The following is a 19,739-nucleotide window of genomic DNA, read 5'->3' as shown; positions in this document are numbered from 1 at the left end:
ACAAAGCAGCCTTTTACTTGCAGCTAATATGGTAACAGACCCACAACTCCATGCTAGCTAAACAATTTTGGACACTCAGACCCGCAGCCCCAAGGACTGCGGTGTCTGTCCAATTTAGTCTGGTCAAGCTAAAAATTACCGAAAATATGGCGGATCAGCCCGTTAGGTAATTGGATTAAGTAAAATAGGCAAGCTGAATATCCTAAATGCTATTAGCCAGCAACTCCAACTCGGCGCGATCGGCGATCGATCGGTCAGCAACTCCTAAAGTTCTTGCTCGCAAGGATTTTAGCAGCCAGCCAACCGATCGGCACTGGTAGCGTTGAAAGTTGGCGTTGACGGGTCACAACCAGACCTCCGGGCGCAAGCCCCAAGTCAGGTGCTAGTAGTTTTTAAAGCAGTTTCTTCAGTTTATTCCTAATTTCCCTTAAGGGATGTGTCTCCGCTGCAAGGAGTTTTTATGAACCCCTCTCCCAACCGGTCTTCCAAATCGTCCAAATCTACTTCAACTCGCAAGGCTCAGCCCAGCGAACTGGCCGTCAATCCGCCTAAAGATACAGATTCCATTCCTGAGACACCAGACGAAAGTCCGGTGCCTTCGGCGTTGGCTGCACCTGTTGACGAAAATCAACCGCCAACGCCAACAGACGCCCCAGCGTCCAAGGATAAGCTGCAACGACCACGCTACAGTTCTGCCCTCGACAAGGACAAAACAAAGCCAAAAGACCCGCCCAGCAATCCTCCTGCAGCATCCGCGCCATCTGCGCCTTCGGAATCTGCCAGCGCTAATCCAGCGCTCGCAGTCGCACCGCCCGGAACCGCCGAGACTGCTGCTAACGAAAGTCAGGGCGCTGAGGACATACCCTCCGTCATGCGCCAACATCCCATTCCCCCCCCCAGCGAACCCAGACAGTACCGAGCTGTTGGTTTGGTGCGGGGCCGCTACACGCAATCAGAAGAGCAATTCACCCGGGGTATGCTGATCGCTGCCGACGGAACTGCCATCGACGCAGTTTTGCTGGGTAGAGTCATGAGTTTAGTCAAAAATCACCTGGATCTAGAACAAGAACACTTGTGGGTGGTATATCCCCGCACCAGGCAAGAAGACGGCAACTTACACGCCCAGATTATGGGAGTTTGGGAGCCGGAAACGCTCAAGAAACCTCCCGAACCGTCCTCTGATGAGGAAAATCAGGAAGCAGCGGAGATTGAGACTAGCGACGAAGCATCTACCGCATCTTTGCCACCCTCGGAACCTGATGTTGAAGATGGCTATTTTTCGATTAGAGGTGAGGTGATTTATCAATCCCAAGACGAAGACAAGTATGTCATCGTCAAAATCAAGCAAGCTCCCCGCAAGAATGACGACAAGATGAAGTTTTTTAAACTGAAACTCAAGGGAGATTTAGCAACAAAAGCGATCGGGTTTTTTTGGGATTTCCACGTCAAATTGAAAGCTGACAGTCTGATGATTGAGCAGGCTAATAATATTGGTGCCCTGCCGATTAAAAAGCGGAAATTCCCCCCTGGCAGCAAGCCGCCCGGTGGCTTCAAAGGAGGAGGGAAGCGTCCGTTTACTCCTAGGCCCAGCGGTGACGGTGCTCCTGTAGGGCGTCCTACCATCAAGTCCGCAGCAGCACCACCACCGCCTGTGCCGAAGGAACCTCTTCCTAAGCCGGTTAAGAAGCCTAAGCCGATCGAGGAATGAACCCATTTTAGATTTTAGATTTTAGATTTTAGGTGAGTGCATCATTTTCTTATGTGTGCAGTTTTTTACCAGAATTCTTAAATCGAAAATCTAGAATCCTGGACGCACTTGCGAGGATCGGAAACCGGGTTTTTTGACCAAAAACCTAACTTTTCAGGCAAAGCTGGGGACAAGCAACCCGGTTTCTAAAACCTTGTGCGTCCACAAATAATCTAAAACCGCCAAACCGCCAATCTAAAAGCCTTTATTCTAGCCTCACTTGGGCACCCCACAAATCTTGCGGGAGAAATACTCTATCGGCTGGTAGAGGAGCAACTGGGGCCGTGAGGGTAAATTGACCCGCTTCAATTTGCTGCTTCAATTCCAATGCTACTTGCCGGGAGAGAAACATACTCGCCAGGGGGGCCGCCCGTACTGGTTTGCCTTCGATCGTGATGCGGCCAGTCTTTAATTGAGCATAGCTGACTAAACCGAAGGTGGGACGAACGCGCCGGGGGATAGAGAAATCTACCACCGGCGCTACTATTTTTTTGTCGGATACTGCACAGTGGGCGACGACTGTTTCGTTTAAGACGGGAAAGGGGATGCCGACTCCCAGCATCAGGGATGGGCCGTAGTTTTTGAAGTAGCAGCCTCGCACCCATTTGGAGTTCATCTGTTTGGCGTCGCCGATTAGTGCGAGGGTGGCGGCCGGGCCGATGGGGGTGCGGTTGGGCTGGCGTTTTTGCAGGGGGAAGTGCTGGGTTCCTTCCCAGGTGATGTAGCCTTGAGCGCCTCCTAGGAAGATGCGGGTGCCGATGCCGATGATTTGGAGGTCGGGGTCGTTGAGCAGGGGAGACATGGCTCCAAGGTTCGAGTAGACGGCGTTGCCGAGGTTTGGTTGCAGCGGGCCCAGGTAGGTGAACAGCGGGCGATCGCCTCCATTGACGCCAACAATAAAGTTTTGATATGCGTTGCGGGGATTGAATAAATAAAACTGGTTGATTGTATCGCGGGTAATCGTCGTTTCAAAGGAGGCGCGGGGGTAGCAGTCTGTTACTTGCCCCAAAGCCCGCAACTGCACTGGTTTCCCGGCTATTAAGTCTTCGATGACGTGTCCGCCACCCCGTTCGCGGGATTCTTCGCCGTCTTCGGCTACTTGGGTGGCTCCCAGGTACAGGTCTACTGCCCCGAAGCCCGAGTAGGCTAAAACGCCGTCCAGCCAGCACTGGCGGATTTTTATCGGCGGGTCGGTATGGCCGAGGTTGATGATTGCACCGGAGGATTCCATCGGCTCGAAGGTACCGGTGGTAATCACATCGACTTCTTTGGCTGCTTGGGTAATGCTGGTTTCTTGAACTCTAGTTTTGAGTTCTTCGATTGTCCAGACTGTGGCTTTGCCCTGGCTGATTTTATCGTTGATTTCGTCGATCGATCGCATAAGACTATTTTAGATTTTAGATTTAGATTTTAGTGTGATGGAATGTCGATCGACCGAATGCAGTTTTGGCGATCGACCTTTTTATTGTATTCGCTATAAATTAGCTACAAACTCTGTGTTTGCAATTGCTGCCTCACCTACTGCCGCCTATACCGGACAATAGCATTATCGTCCTGAGTTTCTGACATTTGTACTAAATTATCCAGCAACGTTGCAGCCATAATTGGAAATGGGAGACTGTATGCGCAAAAAAAATATCTAGGATTTTGAACGTTATCAATTTGCACAGTTTCTAGCCTATATCGCCTTTTAATAATTCCTAGCTGCTGATAAATTCGTAATCGATTTGAGGAGATACGGGTCAGATAGACTTCAATGACTAAATCTGGTGGCGCCTCCTTTGAAATTTCCAACTTTTTACCGAGAATACTGTCAAGATTTTGGATATAAAAACATGAATTTGGTTCTGTACCTTGTTGTAAATCGGAGCGATTTAAACTCGTCGAACCAAATCCTTTAAGTCTCAAGTGTAACTTTTTAGTTAAAGCGGTTACGATGCGTTTCAGGTCGCAATTTATGTTTTTATGTAAGTCGGACGGTATCATGATTTCTAGCACTCCTCGACTGTAAGCGAATTTAGAGGATCTGCGGTTTCCTGATTCTGCCAATAACGTCTGATAAGTTGAGCAACTGATAGTTGGTAAAAGCACTCCTTGAGTAGTTTTTAAACGTGGATTGTCAAGGGGTGCAACAGTCATTATCGATATAATTCAATTATTGATTTTCAGGAGTGTGGCTTTCTGTATTATTTGGGAGTTCTAATTTTTGTTCGGGCAGGCTTTCTGGCTTGTTATGTGTTACTCCTAAAGATTCGTACTCCTCGTGAATAGCGGTATCGATCGCTGCTAGCTTTCTGGGATTAGTATCCCACTGGTTGAGAATGTCTTTAATCAAAACTTCTCTAACCCAAACTTGAGCCACAACGGTGAGAGGAAGGGCCAGTAATAGTCCTAAAAATCCAAAGAAGGTGGCAAAGAATACTTGAGCTATTAAAGTAACAGCCGGCAGTAGCGCTACTTGCTGCGCCATAACGTAAGGGGTAAGGAGGTTGCTTTCAAATTGTTGAATTAGAAAGTAGAGGATAAGCACAAAACCGGATTTTAAGGGAGAGTCTAAAAGTGCGATCGTCACTGGGGGAATGACACTCAAACCGGGTCCGATATTGGGTATTAAGTTCAGCAAACCAGCTAAAACAGCGTGAGCTAGAGCTAGGGGAACTTGCAATACTGACAAACCAATTAAGCTGAGAAAAGTGATGACGCTCATGCTAATTAAAGCACCGATTACCCATCTGCCAAGGGCTATTTCGCATTCATCTAAGATGCCATCGATTCGCCGCCGATAAAAAGAGGGAAATAGTTGGATAAATCCTTTGCGGTAAGATAAAGGTTCTGCTAATGTCATTAAGGTCAAAACTATGACTAGCAAAAAGCTGAGAATAACGCCTAAGGTGTTGCCTACAAAAGCTCCTGCGCCACCGACGAGTTGATTGAATAGGGGTTGCAGTTGTTGGATAATGTCGTTAATATCAAGATTCGGTAGTCGCTGACCAATTTGTCCAGAAAAGCGAGCTTCAATCTGATCGATCCACTCATTTAACCTTGCTATTCCTTGAGGGGCTCTTTGGGTAAGTTGTTGAAACTGTTGGGCAAAGGGTGGTACAATGATTAGGAATAATCCTACGAAGATCAGGACTAGGAAGCTAACTGATAAGAGTACGGCGATCGATCTTTTGAGTCCGAATTTTTGCAAGTAGCGCGCTAGTCTGTTTAAGGCTGTGGCTAAGACGACGGCGGCAAACAGCAGCAGTAGGGCCTGCCTGATTTGCCACAGGATGTAACAAGATGCGATGAGGGCTAATAAGCCCATCCACTGTCCTAGCTTCATTAGATTTTAGATTTTAGATTTTAGATTGAGGAATAGGGTATTGGGAATTGCTGCTGGCTAATTGCTTTGCAGCCCCGAAGCGATGAATCGCATCTCTACAAGATACCTTAGATGCGCGCGATCGCATCTTTAATCAGATACCCCTACTCGGACATCAGCATAAGCAGCCTCCTCAATTACCTTTTGCGAACACCTGCTGCGCTGTCAGCTTCAATTCTGGGAAAGTTGGGGACTCAATAGGTTGGCCTTCTCTGAACAGTTTGACTTGGTACTCGCCGTCAATTAGTTGATAAATCGAAAAAGTTGGTTGCTTGGGGTTGCCAATAAACCGTCTGCTGTCCAATCCTAGATAGTCTATAATCCAATATTCTTGAATACCCATTGACTCGTATGCCTCAAGCTTTAGGGTATAATCATCCCCCCAGTTAGTGCTAGTTACCTAGACGATTAGGGGGACTGATGAACCCATTGTGATAATTGATGATTTTTCCCATTGTGGCTCGTTTCCAATGGTTTCTTCGTTGAAGTACAATGATATCTGGCTCATATCCCGACTCCTCGCGTATGGGTTTGATGACGCATTTTTTGGGGATAAAATATGGCAATTGTAGCCTTTGGATTTCAAAGTATAGATGCGCTACAAGAAAACCTGTCAGTTTAGAATGTTTGCCTGTTGCTTTTGGCATCTCACCAATTTCTCGATTGTGTAGTTCGTAGGGGTGTTCTGAATTTTCAGGATACCAGTCAATGAATTCATCGAATGTTACTAATTCTGTTATCCTTTGAATCATTGTGAGTGCCTTTAGTTTGGTTTTGTTTGATAGCTGTACGGGTAATTAAGATTTTGGTAAAAACACAGTCTTTAGACATAGTGTAGATCGATCGCACTTTTGGATTGCGTCTCTACTGCTGCTATTGGCGCGATCGCCACCCGAGGATGGCAGCTAAGATGATACTGGGGGTAAAGACGGCGATTAGGGCGTTGAGGTCGGTTGAGGGGATGGATAAGCTAGGCCCAGCGTATTTGATGGCTAGGGAAAGGGCGGCGGAAATGGTGAATACTTTGAGGATAGGGCTGATGTTGGTGTTCATGGACGTGGTAGTTGGTTGGGCGATCGGTTTTCAGACTATTATTGCAAGTATGTGTTGCGGGTGGGCGGGCGATCGGTTATTTTGTGAGATACTAAGGTAATTTGCCAGCGTTGAGTGTAATTGAAAATGGATCACCAAAATTTAGAGTTAATAGAAAACATTCGCCAGCAATTTAACAATACTCCTTATCCCAGAACCCCGCTGGAAGAATCTCCAAAAGACAAGAGTGAATTGCTCTACCTTCATAATCTTGTAACTGCTTATTACTTAAGAAATAGAAGAGTTATTAATACAGAAGGTAAAGTGATCCTGGATGCGGGATGCGGCACCGGTTATAAATCCTTGGTTTTAGCTATAGCCAATCCGGGAGCGAAAATAGTAGGCATCGATTTATCAGAACAATCGGTGAAATTAGCTGAGCAACGTTTACAGTATCATGGGGTTGCTAATGCAGAGTTTTATGCTTTGAAGATAGAAGAGTTACCAAGTTTAGGGTTACAGTTTGACTATATCAATGCTGACGATGTTCTGTATCTCTTGCCCGACCCTGTTGCTGGATTGCAAGCGATGAAATCAGTTCTGGCGACCGATGGCATCATCCGCACAAACCTTCACAGTTCAAATGGTAGAGCCGGAGTATTTCGCGCTCAAGCTGCTTTCAAAGCAATGGGATTAATGAATGGATGTCCAGGAGAATTGGAGGTGGAAATAGTCCGGGAAACAATGGAAGCATTACAAGATAAAGTAGGGCTTAAGGCATTAACCTGGAATTCCGATCGCGTGAAGGATGAGGGATGGATTATGGTTAACTATTTATTCGTGGGTGATAAAGGTTTTACCATTCCTGAAGTGTTTGCAATGTTGAGAGGTGCTGATTTAGAGTTTATCAGTATGGTGGCTTGGCGTCGGTGGGAGTTGATGGATTTGTTCAAAGATCCAGATGATTTGCCTCCGTTTTTGGCGATGAGTCTCCCAGAAACTTCTCTGGAAGAGCGACTGCATTTATTTGACTTGTTACATCCCGTGCACCGTTTGTTTGATTTATGGTGCGGCAATCCCAATCGAACTCAGGCTTTTGTACCCGTTGCGGAATGGACGGAAGCTCAATGGCGGGAAGCACGGGTACACCTGCACCCTCAACTGAGGACTTCTCAGGTGAGAGAAGACTTGAGTAATTGCATTGACAGCCAGACGCCGTTTGAGATTAGCCGTTATATTATTGTGCCAACTCTAGCGCCAGTGGCGATCGAGAGTAAAATGGCGGCTTGTTTGCTGCTACCTCTTTGGCATGGGCCGCAGTCTGTGGTGTCCCTAGTAGAACAGTGGCTCCAAATCCGCTCGCAGATCGGTGTTAACCTAGAGTCTGTTAGTGATGAGACTGCCTTTGAGGAAGTCAAGGAACTGCTGATTAGGCTGGAAGTCTTTCTGTATGTGCTTTTGGAGCCTTAGAGCCAGGAGTTGAAAAAAAAAATAGTTTGGGGTGATATTAAAGCGCCGACAACTGGGTAAGTTACATATAAGAGTTAGAAACGAGCATCCCACCCCCTCAAGGAGAAACAAATTATGAAGACTGAATTTAAAGCCAAGTTCCTGCAACACATCAACAAAAGAAGACAGGATCAAGGTTTCACCCTGATTGAACTGCTGGTTGTTATCATCATCATCGGTATTTTGTCTGCTATTGCTTTGCCTTCCTTCCTCAGCCAAGCTAACAAAGCCAAGCAGACAGAAGGTAAGCAGTACGCCAGCTCAATTATTAAGGCCCAACAAGCTTACTACGCAGAAAATAGCAAATTTACCGATCAAATGACTCCGTTGGGTATTGGTCTGAAAACTTCTACCCAAAACTATACATACACCCTCAGTCTCACAGGCACAACTGGAGCTCAAGCCGCAGCAAATCCAACTACCGGTGGCGCGCTCAAATCTTATAACGGAACTGTTGGGTTGATTCCTTCGGGAGACGCGAAAGGTACGCAATCCATACTTTGTGAGAGTACAAGTAGTGGTGTAGCAGCCGTAGCCGGTACTGCTGATGGAACGACTGTTGCTTGTGGGACTGGCATGACAGAAGTGACCAAGTAATTTCTGAGTACAAACATCTTTGTTTGTACAATCAAAAAGCGGGTAGTGCCCAGGGTACTATCCGCTTTGCATTATGGGATTTGGTATGATGGATTTTCCAACTGTTTGCAGTTAAAACAGCTTTTAGAGGCTTCTTCTATGGTTTCTCAAAATTTGACCCTAAGACCTGATTGGCAGCAACAAGCAGATCAATTTATTTTCAGCGGAAATTATCATCAGGCTGCACAGCTTTACGAACAAGCCATTGCCGCAGCACCCCAAATAAAGTCTTACTACTGGCATTTAGGGCTGATATTGCTGTTGGAAGGGCAAGAAACAGAGGCTCAGACAACTTGGCTGTTGGCAATGACCCAAGGGGAGTCAGAAGAGATCGATCTGTGGACGTCTCAACTGATGGAGGTACTGCAAGCTGAAGCAGAACGACAAGAGTTAGAGGTAACTAACTATTCAGTAGCTTGGGCAATTCGACAGCACCTGCGAGAAATTAACCCTACAGAGATTAACAACGTTCTGCATTTGATAAAGTTGTCTATCCTATTGGAAACTTATACAGGAGACGAACTGAGGGATTTAGGGGTAATTGAGCTTTTCCAATCTGAGCCTCTGCTTGGGGTAGATTCCGATTTATTGGTGCAAGTATGGAAGCAGAGTTTAGATAGAGCTCCTTTCCATCCCTCATGTTTTGACTTAACGGAAGCCTGTCTACCCTATGTCAAGGAACCTCTACTTTTTATAGATAATTTAATAGAGTTTATTTATCAGATTTCCTATTCAGCCAAAAGATTTACTCTCGGAGTCCGTTTCACTGAATTAGGTCTGCGTTTATCTCCTGAACATCCAGAATTACTGCGAACTTTATCTTGCCTTTATCAAGATATCCATGACTACGATAGGGGAATAGAAACTGCTAAACTTTGCTATTCTCTCATGGATAACTTAGCCGATAAAATTTATGCAAATCACTTGATCATGCGTGGTTTAATGAGTGCTGGTGGGTATTGGAATGAGTTTAGTTCTGTGATTGAAAGGCATAAGTTGCTTCTTGACTCTTTAAGTAAAGAGCAACCAACTTACCTCGATTCAAGTGCGACGATTCGCTTATTAAGTTCTAGTTTTTTCTTCCCATATTTTCAGGACGAACCTCAAGAAAATGTCAAAATTCGTTCTCAAGTAGCACAGCTTTGTCAATTAAATGTAGAAAATTATGCCAAGGAGAAAGTAGAACAATATAGGCAGCGGCACTCTTCTATTTTAAAAATAAAGGGTTCTGACAAGCGGTTAAAAATAGGATATATTTCCTATTGCCTCCGTACCCATTCTGTAGGTTCACTAGCAAGATGGTTATTTCAGTATCATAACCACGAGCGTTTTGAAATTAATGCTTATTTTCTGGCAGCGGAACATACCTGCGATCCTTTACAAGATTGGTACATTAGCAAAGTAGATAGAGCTTATAAATTAGGACTAGATGGGGCCGGAACTGCCGAAAGGATTTATGAAGATGAGATTGATATTTTGATCGAACTCGATAGCCTAACGCTGAATAATACTTGTGAGATTATGGCAATGAAACCCGCCCCTATTCAAGCGACTTGGCTGGGGTGGGATGCTTCAGGAGTGCCAGCAGTTGATTACTACATTGCCGACCCCTATGTATTGCCAGAATCAGCTCAGGAATACTATACGGAAAAAATTTGGCGTTTGCCACAAACTTACATAGCAGTAGATGGTTTTGAGGTAGGCGTACCAACCCTCCGGCGCGAAAATTTAAATATTCCTAGTGATGCAATTATCTATCTGAGCGCTCAGAGAGGATATAAATACAATCCGAATACAGTACGGCTGCAAATGCAAATTCTGCAAGCAGTCCCAAATAGCTATTTTATTGTCAAAGGTTTAGCCGATCAAGAAGCACTCAAAAACTTTTTCATCCAGATAGCGACATCCGAGGGAGTGGATGAGAAGCGCCTGCGGTTTTTACCGTTGGTTGCTTCCGAGGCTGAGCATCGAGCTAATTTAGGAATTGCTGATGTAGTGCTAGATACTTATCCCTATAACGGAGCTACAACTACTATGGAAACCCTATGGATGGGAATTCCAATAGTAACTCGTGTAGGAGAGCAATTTTCTAGCCGAAATAGTTACACCATGATGATAAATGCAGGGATAACTGAGGGAATTGCATGGACGGATGAAGAATATGTGGAATGGGGAACTCGCTTGGGAAAAAATCCGAGTTTGCGACAGCAAATTGCTTGGACTTTGCGACAGTCACGGCAAACTGCGCCTCTATGGAATGGGAAAAATTTCACCCATGAAATGGAAAAAGCTTATGAACAGATGTGGCGAAAATACTTAGATTCTTGTAATTAACAGTTCAATTCTTTAGGCTTATAAGCTGTTGCCCAAAGATTGAGAGATTCGCGACGGACTTCAACTGGATGGAAACCAGCTTGCTGCATTTTCTGAGCCAGGCTTTCCTGTGTGAAACCCGTGCGATGTGCCATGTAGTATTTACCTTTAGCGAGATCTGTACCCCAACCATAGAGAATATCAATTGCAGCGATTGGACCAGCAGGAGAAAGATAGATAGGCTCCTCTAAGTTCCCTTGAGCTACATACTCTGCTACTTTTTGGATATCTGGCAAGGTGATTAAAACAAATCCACCTGGCTTCAGTACGCGGTAAAATTCAGCTAAGGCGATCGGGACTTCGTGTGGATAGATATGCTCAATATTATGGGATGACCAGATTGCATCAACCGACTGGCTGGACATCGGACTCATATCTGTAATAGAGCTAATAATATCTGGCTTTACATTTGGGTCAATATCAAGCCGCACTTCCTGCCATTCATCAGTTTTGAAAGTCTCATGCAAGCCTGATAGAGAATCAGGACCGCAGCCAACATGGAGAACTTTTTTCTTAGCTGTTGACAATAGTGGCGGTGTTTTTGCATCAATTGTTAGCTTCTCTTCCACCACCTGTTGGTAGAACTGTTGCGGTGTTTTTGCATCAATTGTTAGCTTCTCTTCCACCACCTGTTGGTAGAACTGTTCCAGCGCTTTGACACAAGTTACGTCTTCGTAGAGAGTAGCATGGCGATCGCTCATCTGCTGGGAGAGAGTATGTCGCCATTCCGCATCTAATCCCAATTTTACAGCGATGTCAATATACTCTGCCTCATCTTGGGCAATCGTATCTGTTATACCTAGTATTTTTAGCATCCCATAGGATTGACGACCGCGCATCAATTCGCCAGGACAGGTGACGATGGGCAAATTACAAGCGATCGCTTCTAGGGTAGTAACGCCTCCCGACCAATTAAAGGTGTCCAGAAAAATATCCGCAAGCAAATTAAGTTGCCAGTAACTAATCAGAATTTGCCGGGGTAAAATGATGCAATAGTCTTCGCTGTTCAAGCGATATTTAGCAAAAGCTTGTTTAAGGCGCTGCTGTAATTTCTCAGTAATAAAGGGGCTTTCGTGAGCTACGAAGACAAACTGAGATTGAGGTACTTTTTGAGCAATTTCTGGGTAGATATAATCATACTGCGGGAGATACTTAGACAAAGATTGACAGGATAAATACACTACTGCGTCCTCGCGCAATTGAAAATCAGCTCTTTTTTTTGTCCGTGGAGGAATGATTGGTTGAGTACAAGACATTCCTAACTTAGGCAAGCAGATTAGTTGTTCAGAGTAATGTTCCTCAGCATTCTCTGGTTCCATTGCCTCACTAGATAGGAAGTAATCGATCGTTGGCATACCCGACGTAACTGGATGTAACCAGGTCGCACATTGGATGGGTGCAAGTCGCAATGCTGCCATTTTTATCATCTCCGGGTGCATCCCAATTTCTACAAAAACCAGGAGGTGCAATTTGTCTGAGACAATTTGTTTACAAACGCCTTCTAGATCGCCTGCAATCTGATGAAAAACATCGCTATAAACTCGAAATTTTTCAGTTATGGCGTCCTCTTCAGGGCTGATATGGTAGCAATAAACCTCAAATTGCTGGCGATCGCAGTTGCGAAGCCAACCAAGCAAAATTTGGCCTACCCCTTTGCCGCGCATACCATGAGAAATATAACCAATGCGAATTTTCTCTTTTGGGTTGAGGGTAGGCATTGGACGGGGCAATACCCAGTGGGGATAGTTAGCCGCCATAATTCTATGAACTAACTGCCCATACTGTTTTTGTAACTCTAAGTCGTTACTACCTTGGTATTGAAGTAGAAAGTTTTGATAGCAACTGATCCCCCTTAAAGCATTCTTTTTCATTTCAGCATTTTCTAAGAAGATTTGCTGATTGAAATTCTGTAAACCTTGAGTAAATCGTTGCCTATAAAACTTAATTTCTTCTGGGTATTCATAAAGGACAGGCAGTAGGAGTTCTGCTTCTCGATTTAGTTGTAAAGCATTTGGCAGAAGTTTTGAGGCTTTGCTAGCCACTGCGATCGCTTCCTGTGTCCGCCCAGCCTTTTGTAAGGTTAATATCCATGAAAAATAAATATCCTCGTCCCTTGGGTATAAACTGATGCTATCTTCATAAACTTTCAAAGCTTCATCATATTGATTCGTTAATTGATAACAGTCAGCCAAGGCTATATAAAAAGCTACATCTCCGGTTTTAATTTCTAAAATTTTTTGAAAGTAACTAATAGCTACTTCATATTTTTTCTGCCGATAAGAAGCATACCCTAAGTAGGAATAGGCTTGAGCTTTATCATTTTTAGCTTCAAATGCTAGCCCTAGATTATTGAGAATGTCAGGATGGCGAGGCTGGAGCCTAAGGGCTGTTTCATAGACAGCGATAGCCTCATCAATTTGCTGTCGCAACATCAGAATGTTACCCAAATTCAGATAGCCACCAAAATGTTCTGGATTAGCTACGATTGCCTGACGATAAACTGATTCAGCTTGCTCGATTTCACCCGCTTCCGCAAGGATATTACCTAAATTGTTATAAGCTTGGATATTCTCAGGATCTAGCTGGATCGCCTCTTGATAAGCTCGAATAGCTTGCACGCGATCGCCAACAGCTTCTAGTACCACACCTAAATTATAATGCCTGAGCCCTTTGATCGGGTCAATTTCTATAGACTTGAGGAGCAACAATAGTGCATCTTGATATTGCTCTCTCATGTAATATAGCGTACCCAAATGCAGCCAAGCATCGGCATTTTCAGGTTCCCATCGTAAAACTTCTTGATATTTTTTTTCAGCTTTTTCTAGATTATCGCTCGACCAAGCTAAAAATAATTCTTCATCCTGTGGATTGACAATTTTACCCTTATTTTTCGGTGTTATTGCACCAGAGCAGTGCAATTCTACGGCTTCGTTATGCAGAGTATCTATAAGTTTGTTGCGCTCTTCTTCTTGCAGCTTATTTAAAGATGCAATGACTGCTTGATTTCGTCTCGTTCCGAAAGTTTCTCCCTCCTCTCGATACTTTCTAGTCGTATCCCAAACAAAAAGTTGCACGCCATTCCAAATTTTATAGTTATCAGACCCGTCCGCCTTATCTAAAAGTAACTGGCATTGAGGATGAGCAGCTAGAAAATCGTAGTTAGCTTGTTGGGGAGCTGACCAATTGCTATTGCTGACAAGAATGAGCGCTCGCTCCGCCAAGAAGGGTCTTACCAAAAGTAATCCCATTAAATGCGATCGGTAATCGTGCGCTCCATCATAAAAATAAAAACCAATTTTATCTTCAGTCTCAAGTCCACCCAGTTCGGAGAAAAACTCTTCAAACTCTTGGGGGCATAGAAAAACTTGTTCTGACAAATTGAAGTTTGATAAATTTTCCGTCAATTTTTCAAAACTATCCCCAAAAGTATCAAATTCAGAGAAGTTATCCACTGCATAAGCCATGCGGTCTGGATGCTCCAGAAGGGCTGCAATTAAACTGGAACCTTGGAAGCATCCCACTTCACAGTAAACCTCATTAGGTTCCAGGCATTCCACAGCAAAATTGAGCAACTGCATAACGTTTGCCGTTGTCATACCTGTAACTTTTTCCAAAATTTTATGAAAACGGTCAGCCGATTTGGGAAATGCTAAACCTTGTTCCCAGTTTTCATATAAGCTAGGGAGTTGCTCGAAAAATCTTTGATAATCCATATTTTCAACGTTTCAACAGAAACTTCTTGATTCAACAATTCAATACTTCATGCTTCTGAGATTATCTATCGTATACGAGGAGAGGTTACCTGCTTCTAAGGATGCGATCGCCTCTGTATCCTCATGCTGTAACATGATTCTCCCCTGAAGGTGGGACATCAAAGCTTGCCATTGAATTTTGCTCAACTGTCCAACAAGTGAAATTTCTGGTCCCTCGGAAACATCTAAATCTTCTTCCATTAAAAGGTTCATGGCAACGCTCGACAAAATAAGATTGGCATCATCATCAGAAACATTGCTACTGTCTACCAGTAAAGTCATCTTACTTTTGTCTGGGTGAGTGGCGATCGCTCTAATGACACTTACTAATTCTTGTAAGAGTAATTCTTCAGGCTGACCCCAATCAGGGAAGATAATCAGGTTAAGCGCGCTCAACCTTAAGTTGTCTTTAAGAATATTTCCCTGATATTTTGCAAAAATCTCTTGAAACACTAACCCTATCCTGGCAGAGTAAGAACGGCTATCCAGAAATCTAGGGGTATTCTGCATTTTTTGGTTGAGCAGGTTACTTTTCTGGAACCGCAATTCTGGATTAGTTCCTAGAGCAACTGCCAACTTGACATAAGCTTCTTCGCTATCCACTATTAAATCAAACATTTCCAGTTCTCGCAGCAATGATGCTCCCATATTAGAACGCGCATAATCTCCTGACATCACGACTGTCGGCAAACCAACCTCTAGTGGATCGATTAGCGATGTCATTCCGGCATAAGGATACGAATCTAAATATATATCTGCAACTTTTAAGCGTTCCTTTACATCAGCCCGGTTAGGCACTGCGTCAAGAAGGATTAACCTATCTTTCCCTACACCGTGCCTTGCCAGTGTAGCCAATATACGTTGCTGAAAAGCTGTTACTGGATAGATAGGAGCCCAGTTGGGATTAAAAGGATATAGTACCAGCACAGAATTGGGTACGCTAGCTAGTATTTTCGCCCAAGTCTCTTCAACTTCTGGGATAATTTTATAAAAATTAGCGCCTGAAATATAGATAACAGCACTCTGAGCAATATTTAAGATTTCTCTATTGACATTTATAGTTGTTAAGAGCTGTTCTTCAGTAGCAAAGTCAAAACATTGAGCAGGAACATCTAAAGTAACTAGGGTTTCACTGTAATGCTGCTGAGGGTTACTTCCAGCTTCAGTCAGTTTACTAGAAATGTAGTAATCTACATGACGCATCCCTGTGCTTACAGGGGAATTCATGCCAACTACTTGCACTCGTGCCAGCCTATGAACAGCTAGCTCAGCAATTCGGTTAGTTTGTGCTGTTACATTAGTAGCAATAAAAAGAATATCTAGATCGCCGTCACGGATAGTTTGTACTTGGCTCTCCAAATCTTGCGGAAGTCGAACAGCAGTATCAGCACAACCTAGACAATAGCGTTCAAACCGATGACCCGTAGCATTGACAAAATAGATAATAATTTCAAACAAATCCCTATTCAAGGATTTGTAGACTGGTAATGTAGCAAATATTTCTGCTTGGGGATTAAAATTAGTAGCAATAATTCCTAACCTGATCTTACTTGTGTCTTGCAGCTTTTCAGGGAAACTATAATCGAGCTGATGCCCTTTACTTCTTAAAGTCTGTTCTATAATTGTTGCTCGCTTTACATATATATCCTTCAAGTTTGCTTTTGTAAAGTAAAGGACAAAGTTCGCCGAATAGGTGAAAGTTATAGCCACCTCTCGCCACACTTCAACATCAAGTGGAGCAAAGATGTTGGTATGTAGCTCATCTACCCATCGCTGTATATGTTGGTAGTATTTCTCTACTTCCCCAACCTCCTGAAATAAAGGGGGGGTTTTAAATAGTAAGCTGATGTATTCATTAAGGAATGGCTCAGGGATTTGGGAGAGACTTGATTGCAAAGATAACTGATAAGCAGGCTGGTCTCGCATTGCCACCAATAGCTTTTTGATAGATTCTTGCGGGTTATATCCTTCCGACTTATCCCCATTTTCATTTGTTATAGAAATTGCCATATTCATTAAAACCGAAGAAACTATTTTAGCCATCTTTGACCAAGAAAACTTTTTAGCTTGTTCTAAACCCTCCCTAATCAATGAGTTCCGAACCTTGGGTTTTTGTACCTCGCAAAGTGCCTGGGCAAATCCTTCAACATCCTTATCATTTACATATAAAGCTGCTTCTCCAGCCACTTCGGGGATAGAAGCATTAGGACAGGTAATGACTGGGCAACCGCAAGCCATCGCCTCCAGCACTGGTAATCCAAACCCTTCATACAGTGAGGGATAAACCAGTGCAATAGCACCCGAATAAGCCACTCTAAGTTCTTCATCATTAAGGTTTAGCTTATGAACTACCGTCCCGGCTGTGTAAGCTCTAAACTCTAATTCTAATAAAACACTACTTCCTGTACAAATAACCTCAAATCCTTGCTTACTGCTAAGTTGAGCAAATGCTTGAAAAAACAATTCAGTATTTTTATAGTCCGAACCACCCCCGACTGAAATGAAGTATGGTTTTGAAATGCCATACTTATTCTTAAAATTACTAATCTCTTCTTTACTAGCTGGTGAAAAAGAGCTTTTGACTCCACAGTGAGCTACACTTACTGATCCTAAATCTATATTAGAAAAAAATTTTACTAAATCTTGGGCTGTGTTTTCCGAGATAGCAATATAGGCGGAGGCATGGCGGATACCGTGATGCTTTTCCCTCCACATTGGCTCATTCAAATTAGCCTGTAAAACTTCTGGTATCATGTCATAAGCCATGAATACGGAAGGGGTTGATAGGGGAGTCGTATAATAGGTGGATATAAATAAATCAGCGCCCTCTTCATCACACACTTGCTGTAGCATTTGGCGATCGGCGTCCGCTGTCCCGTAGTTATAAGCTGGGATAGTAAGGTATCGAATCCCCGCAATTTTGGGAGCGGTTCCAGCCCTGTCCAGAATGATAATATGTTGAGAAAAACCATTTTTGGCCCATTCTTCTAGCAAAGATTTCCAGACACGAGCTATTCCTGTTCTGTAAAGTTGGAAAAAAACGCCATCAATCAGAATCCTCGTAGATTGTGTTTGAGTTGTTAAAGTTCTACTTTGTAATCCATCGGGTTCTACAAATCGCCACCGGGTGCCGTTAGATTCTTTTTGGCAGATCGGGACTACACCGCAGGACTCGGCAGTATCAACGGTTGTTCCATCCTGCACCCAGCCTAAATACTGGCGTAATAGAGCTGGAAATTTAGTCTGCTGCTGCAAAGCTGTCCATTGCGAGAGAGCATTGGTATAGCCATAATATTGTTCTTTAAACCTCAATTGTTCTGGTATCACATAAGCAAAGTGCTGGAAAACTAATCCCCGGTTTTCTGTTTCTTCGTGTCGAAAAGCGTTGAACTCTGCCACATTTCTCAACTCACCATCTGGTAAAGGTTCAGCTAAAATGGGGGGTTCATGACGTACCCAGACGTGACCCGGCTTGAACCTCCAAGTTCGCAACCATTCTTGTGCTGGGTTCTGAGCGTAACAGTTGCGAGTGCTAATAACCAGATTCTCTCCGACAAAATACCAACACCAATAAAAAGCAGCGGTTTTTTCAGGATTATTGATGAACATATATCGGGCAGTACAGAGTTGCTCAACAGTCCACAATTCATCCACATCCACTTGCCACAGCAAACACTCCTCGCGAATATTAGGTAGTGGTGCATTCACCATTTCACGTTTGCCTTCCCAGAAAATACCCTCTGGTTTACGATAAACAGTGACATTTTCTGGATATAGCTGTGCCAGTTCGTCTAGATATTCTGCAGTGCCGTCATTGCTGCGTCCCTTGGAGTGGATTTCGTCGGTAATACGTCCGCCATTTCGCAAAGACCACGCTGTATCATGCTTCAAGTCCGCTACACCCTCGACTAGATGCCAATGCCATTTATAGGGGAGTTGTTTGAATACTTCTATGTGATACTCGATGAATGGTTCACCATTGAGGACAATAGTAAAGAAGTGAATCGGTAATTCAAGTGATGAAGTAGAGGAGAAAGCAGTAGATTTTTTTTGACCGCAGGCGAGAGTGGACGAATACTCATGATTGAGCAAGCGATGTTTGGCAATATTGTGCCATACAAGTTCCGAACCAGGCCAAGTAGGTACAACGTTGTGAAAAGCTATCCATCCCCCATCGTTAACAAGGGGGAGTGACTGCTCATAGTCTTTCAAAACGTCTAAAAACTGATGAGAACCATCAATAAAAATAAAATCAATAGCTTTGTCTCCTGTTAATCCTTCCCACTGGCTTAATATTTGATGCGAATAACCCCGCAATGGTACTACATATTGAGATAATCCATTTTTTTCTATATTTTCTTGCCAAATATCAAAAAAGTTTCTGTCCGAAAAGTCCGTATCATTTCCGTCCCATGTATCTATGCAATAAATTTTTCGATTAGTGCCTATGCAGGCATAGGACATGGCAACGGTGGAGCGTCCTTTGTACGAGCCTATTTCAACGATTACAGCATCATTGGGGAGGGACTTTACTTTATTGAAAAGGTACTCTTCTTGCCCTGGAACCATGAAACCTTGAATGGCTTCAACAGCGGACTGAATGGTTGTATAGCTGATTGGTTGAACTGCCCTTTTCTTGAAAATTGCAAACCCATTGCGTACACTATTGTTTTCGGCGATCAGAGTATAATCGGAATCCTGATACAGCCGCTGGAGATTGTAATAATTTTTAAATGTATTAATATCATCTAAAATAATATATTTTGCTCCATAAACCTCGTCTAGTTCTGAACTTCCCGTAAATTCCGATCCATCTATTAGTGCAACGTCAAAAAAATCTATATTGTTTTGTTCTTTAATTTGAGCGATACCCCTCCCTGATACCCCTGATTGCTTTATATATTCAATATCCTGATGCAGCCAGTTTATAACCTGTTCAAGTGGATAGTAGTTCAGATTTGTCTGATTGCTTTTGTAAAATTTAATGACTTCCTGTTCATCAGCAAACTGTTCTATTGAAACAGACGAGACGTTGTAACACTTTACAAAAGGATCGTCCTTGTAAGTATTTTGGAGTTCTGCAAACCGAGGCTTTGAAATTTCAAGGCAGAATAATGTGGGCTGATTAGGATTTTCCCGCAGCCCGGTTACCAATGCTTCTGTGCTACCTTGCCCTGAAGATGAGCCTATTTCTAAAACTGTTTGAATATCTTCTTCTTTGGCAATATTTTGGAGGGTTCTGTAAAAATCATCGTTTTTAATTTCAGGAGGAATCAGACGGTTGAGTTCATAATCGAAAACGTTATTTTCCATTATTTTAAAG

Annotated in this window: 10 protein-coding genes and 1 pseudogene; 4 read left to right on the top strand and 7 right to left on the bottom strand. The window is 43.5% G+C overall.

From position 1 onward, the window contains the following. Window positions 1–460: 460 nt before the first annotated feature. Window positions 461–1,708, top strand: a complete 1,248-nt coding sequence (locus tag QUA20_RS12450; protein ID WP_333189138.1) for a hypothetical protein — start codon at window positions 461–463, stop codon at window positions 1,706–1,708. A gap of 244 nt (window positions 1,709–1,952) precedes the next feature. Here the strand turns inward: QUA20_RS12450 and QUA20_RS12445 are convergent, their stop codons facing one another. The 5 genes and pseudogenes from QUA20_RS12445 to QUA20_RS12425 form a co-directional block, all read right to left on the bottom strand. Further along, window positions 1,953–3,128, bottom strand: coding sequence for a homocysteine biosynthesis protein (locus QUA20_RS12445; protein ID WP_333189137.1), 1,176 nt, complete (start codon window positions 3,126–3,128; stop codon window positions 1,953–1,955). Window positions 3,129–3,265: 137 nt separating this feature from the next. Further along, window positions 3,266–3,886: a Uma2 family endonuclease gene (locus tag QUA20_RS12440; protein ID WP_333189136.1), complete on the bottom strand. Its 621-nt coding sequence runs from the start codon at window positions 3,884–3,886 to the stop codon at window positions 3,266–3,268. A 16-nt stretch (window positions 3,887–3,902) separates the two neighbouring features. Continuing rightward, window positions 3,903–5,075 carry an AI-2E family transporter gene (locus QUA20_RS12435; RefSeq protein WP_333189135.1) on the bottom strand — a complete coding sequence of 391 codons (1,173 nt, stop codon included), beginning with the start codon at window positions 5,073–5,075 and terminating at the stop codon, window positions 3,903–3,905. Between the two features lie 172 nt (window positions 5,076–5,247). Further along, a pseudogene (locus QUA20_RS12430) lies at window positions 5,248–5,866 on the bottom strand (Uma2 family endonuclease). A gap of 121 nt (window positions 5,867–5,987) precedes the next feature. Then, on the bottom strand, window positions 5,988–6,167 hold the full coding sequence (locus QUA20_RS12425) for a hypothetical protein (RefSeq protein ID WP_333189134.1): 180 nt from the start codon (window positions 6,165–6,167) through the stop codon (window positions 5,988–5,990). A 126-nt stretch (window positions 6,168–6,293) separates the two neighbouring features. On the opposite strand from QUA20_RS12425, the gene QUA20_RS12420 reads away from it, so the two are divergent. The 3 genes from QUA20_RS12420 (at window position 6,294) to QUA20_RS12410 (ending at window position 10,625) form a co-directional block, all read left to right on the top strand. Further along, window positions 6,294–7,616, top strand: a complete 1,323-nt coding sequence (locus tag QUA20_RS12420) for a methyltransferase domain-containing protein (RefSeq protein WP_333189133.1) — start codon at window positions 6,294–6,296, stop codon at window positions 7,614–7,616. A gap of 114 nt (window positions 7,617–7,730) precedes the next feature. Beyond that, window positions 7,731–8,252, top strand: a complete 522-nt coding sequence (locus QUA20_RS12415; RefSeq protein ID WP_333189132.1) for a type IV pilin-like G/H family protein — start codon at window positions 7,731–7,733, stop codon at window positions 8,250–8,252. 138 nt (window positions 8,253–8,390) lie between these two features. Then, window positions 8,391–10,625, top strand: coding sequence for an O-linked N-acetylglucosamine transferase family protein (locus QUA20_RS12410; RefSeq protein WP_333189131.1), 2,235 nt, complete (start codon window positions 8,391–8,393; stop codon window positions 10,623–10,625). Here the strand turns inward: QUA20_RS12410 and QUA20_RS12405 are convergent. Together QUA20_RS12405 and QUA20_RS12400 are read right to left on the bottom strand one after the other, a co-directional pair. Further along, on the bottom strand, window positions 10,622–14,377 hold the full coding sequence (locus QUA20_RS12405) for a tetratricopeptide repeat protein (protein WP_333189130.1): 3,756 nt from the start codon (window positions 14,375–14,377) through the stop codon (window positions 10,622–10,624). The two genes, QUA20_RS12410 and QUA20_RS12405, sit on opposite strands and share 4 nt — an antisense overlap. A 39-nt stretch (window positions 14,378–14,416) precedes the next feature. Then, the gene (locus QUA20_RS12400; RefSeq protein WP_333189129.1) at window positions 14,417–19,729 is read right to left on the bottom strand and encodes an O-linked N-acetylglucosamine transferase family protein; all 5,313 of its coding nucleotides are present in this window, start codon (window positions 19,727–19,729) and stop codon (window positions 14,417–14,419) included. Window positions 19,730–19,739: the final 10 nt, after the last annotated feature.

Origin of the sequence: Microcoleus sp. Pol7_A1 (genome assembly GCF_036701085.1) — a bacterium.
GTDB lineage: Bacteria > Cyanobacteriota > Cyanobacteriia > Cyanobacteriales > Microcoleaceae > Microcoleus > Microcoleus asticus.
Note: the sequence above shows the minus strand (reverse complement) of the source record. Positions and strands in the feature narration are given on the sequence as shown.

Excerpts from the sequence above, each read along its gene's own strand:
- QUA20_RS12405 (WP_333189130.1), bottom strand. The coding sequence starts at position 14,377 with ATGGATTATCAAAGATTTTTCGAGCAACTCCCTAGCTTATATGAAAAC.
- QUA20_RS12400 (WP_333189129.1), bottom strand. The coding sequence starts at position 19,729 with ATGGAAAATAACGTTTTCGATTATGAACTCAACCGTCTGATTCCTCCT.
- QUA20_RS12410 (WP_333189131.1), top strand. The coding sequence starts at position 8,391 with ATGGTTTCTCAAAATTTGACCCTAAGACCTGATTGGCAGCAACAAGCA.
- QUA20_RS12450 (WP_333189138.1), top strand. The coding sequence starts at position 461 with ATGAACCCCTCTCCCAACCGGTCTTCCAAATCGTCCAAATCTACTTCA.
- QUA20_RS12415 (WP_333189132.1), top strand. The coding sequence starts at position 7,731 with ATGAAGACTGAATTTAAAGCCAAGTTCCTGCAACACATCAACAAAAGA.
- QUA20_RS12420 (WP_333189133.1), top strand. The coding sequence starts at position 6,294 with ATGGATCACCAAAATTTAGAGTTAATAGAAAACATTCGCCAGCAATTT.
- QUA20_RS12440 (WP_333189136.1), bottom strand. The coding sequence starts at position 3,886 with ATGACTGTTGCACCCCTTGACAATCCACGTTTAAAAACTACTCAAGGA.
- QUA20_RS12435 (WP_333189135.1), bottom strand. The coding sequence starts at position 5,075 with ATGAAGCTAGGACAGTGGATGGGCTTATTAGCCCTCATCGCATCTTGT.
- QUA20_RS12445 (WP_333189137.1), bottom strand. The coding sequence starts at position 3,128 with ATGCGATCGATCGACGAAATCAACGATAAAATCAGCCAGGGCAAAGCC.
- QUA20_RS12425 (WP_333189134.1), bottom strand. The coding sequence starts at position 6,167 with ATGAACACCAACATCAGCCCTATCCTCAAAGTATTCACCATTTCCGCC.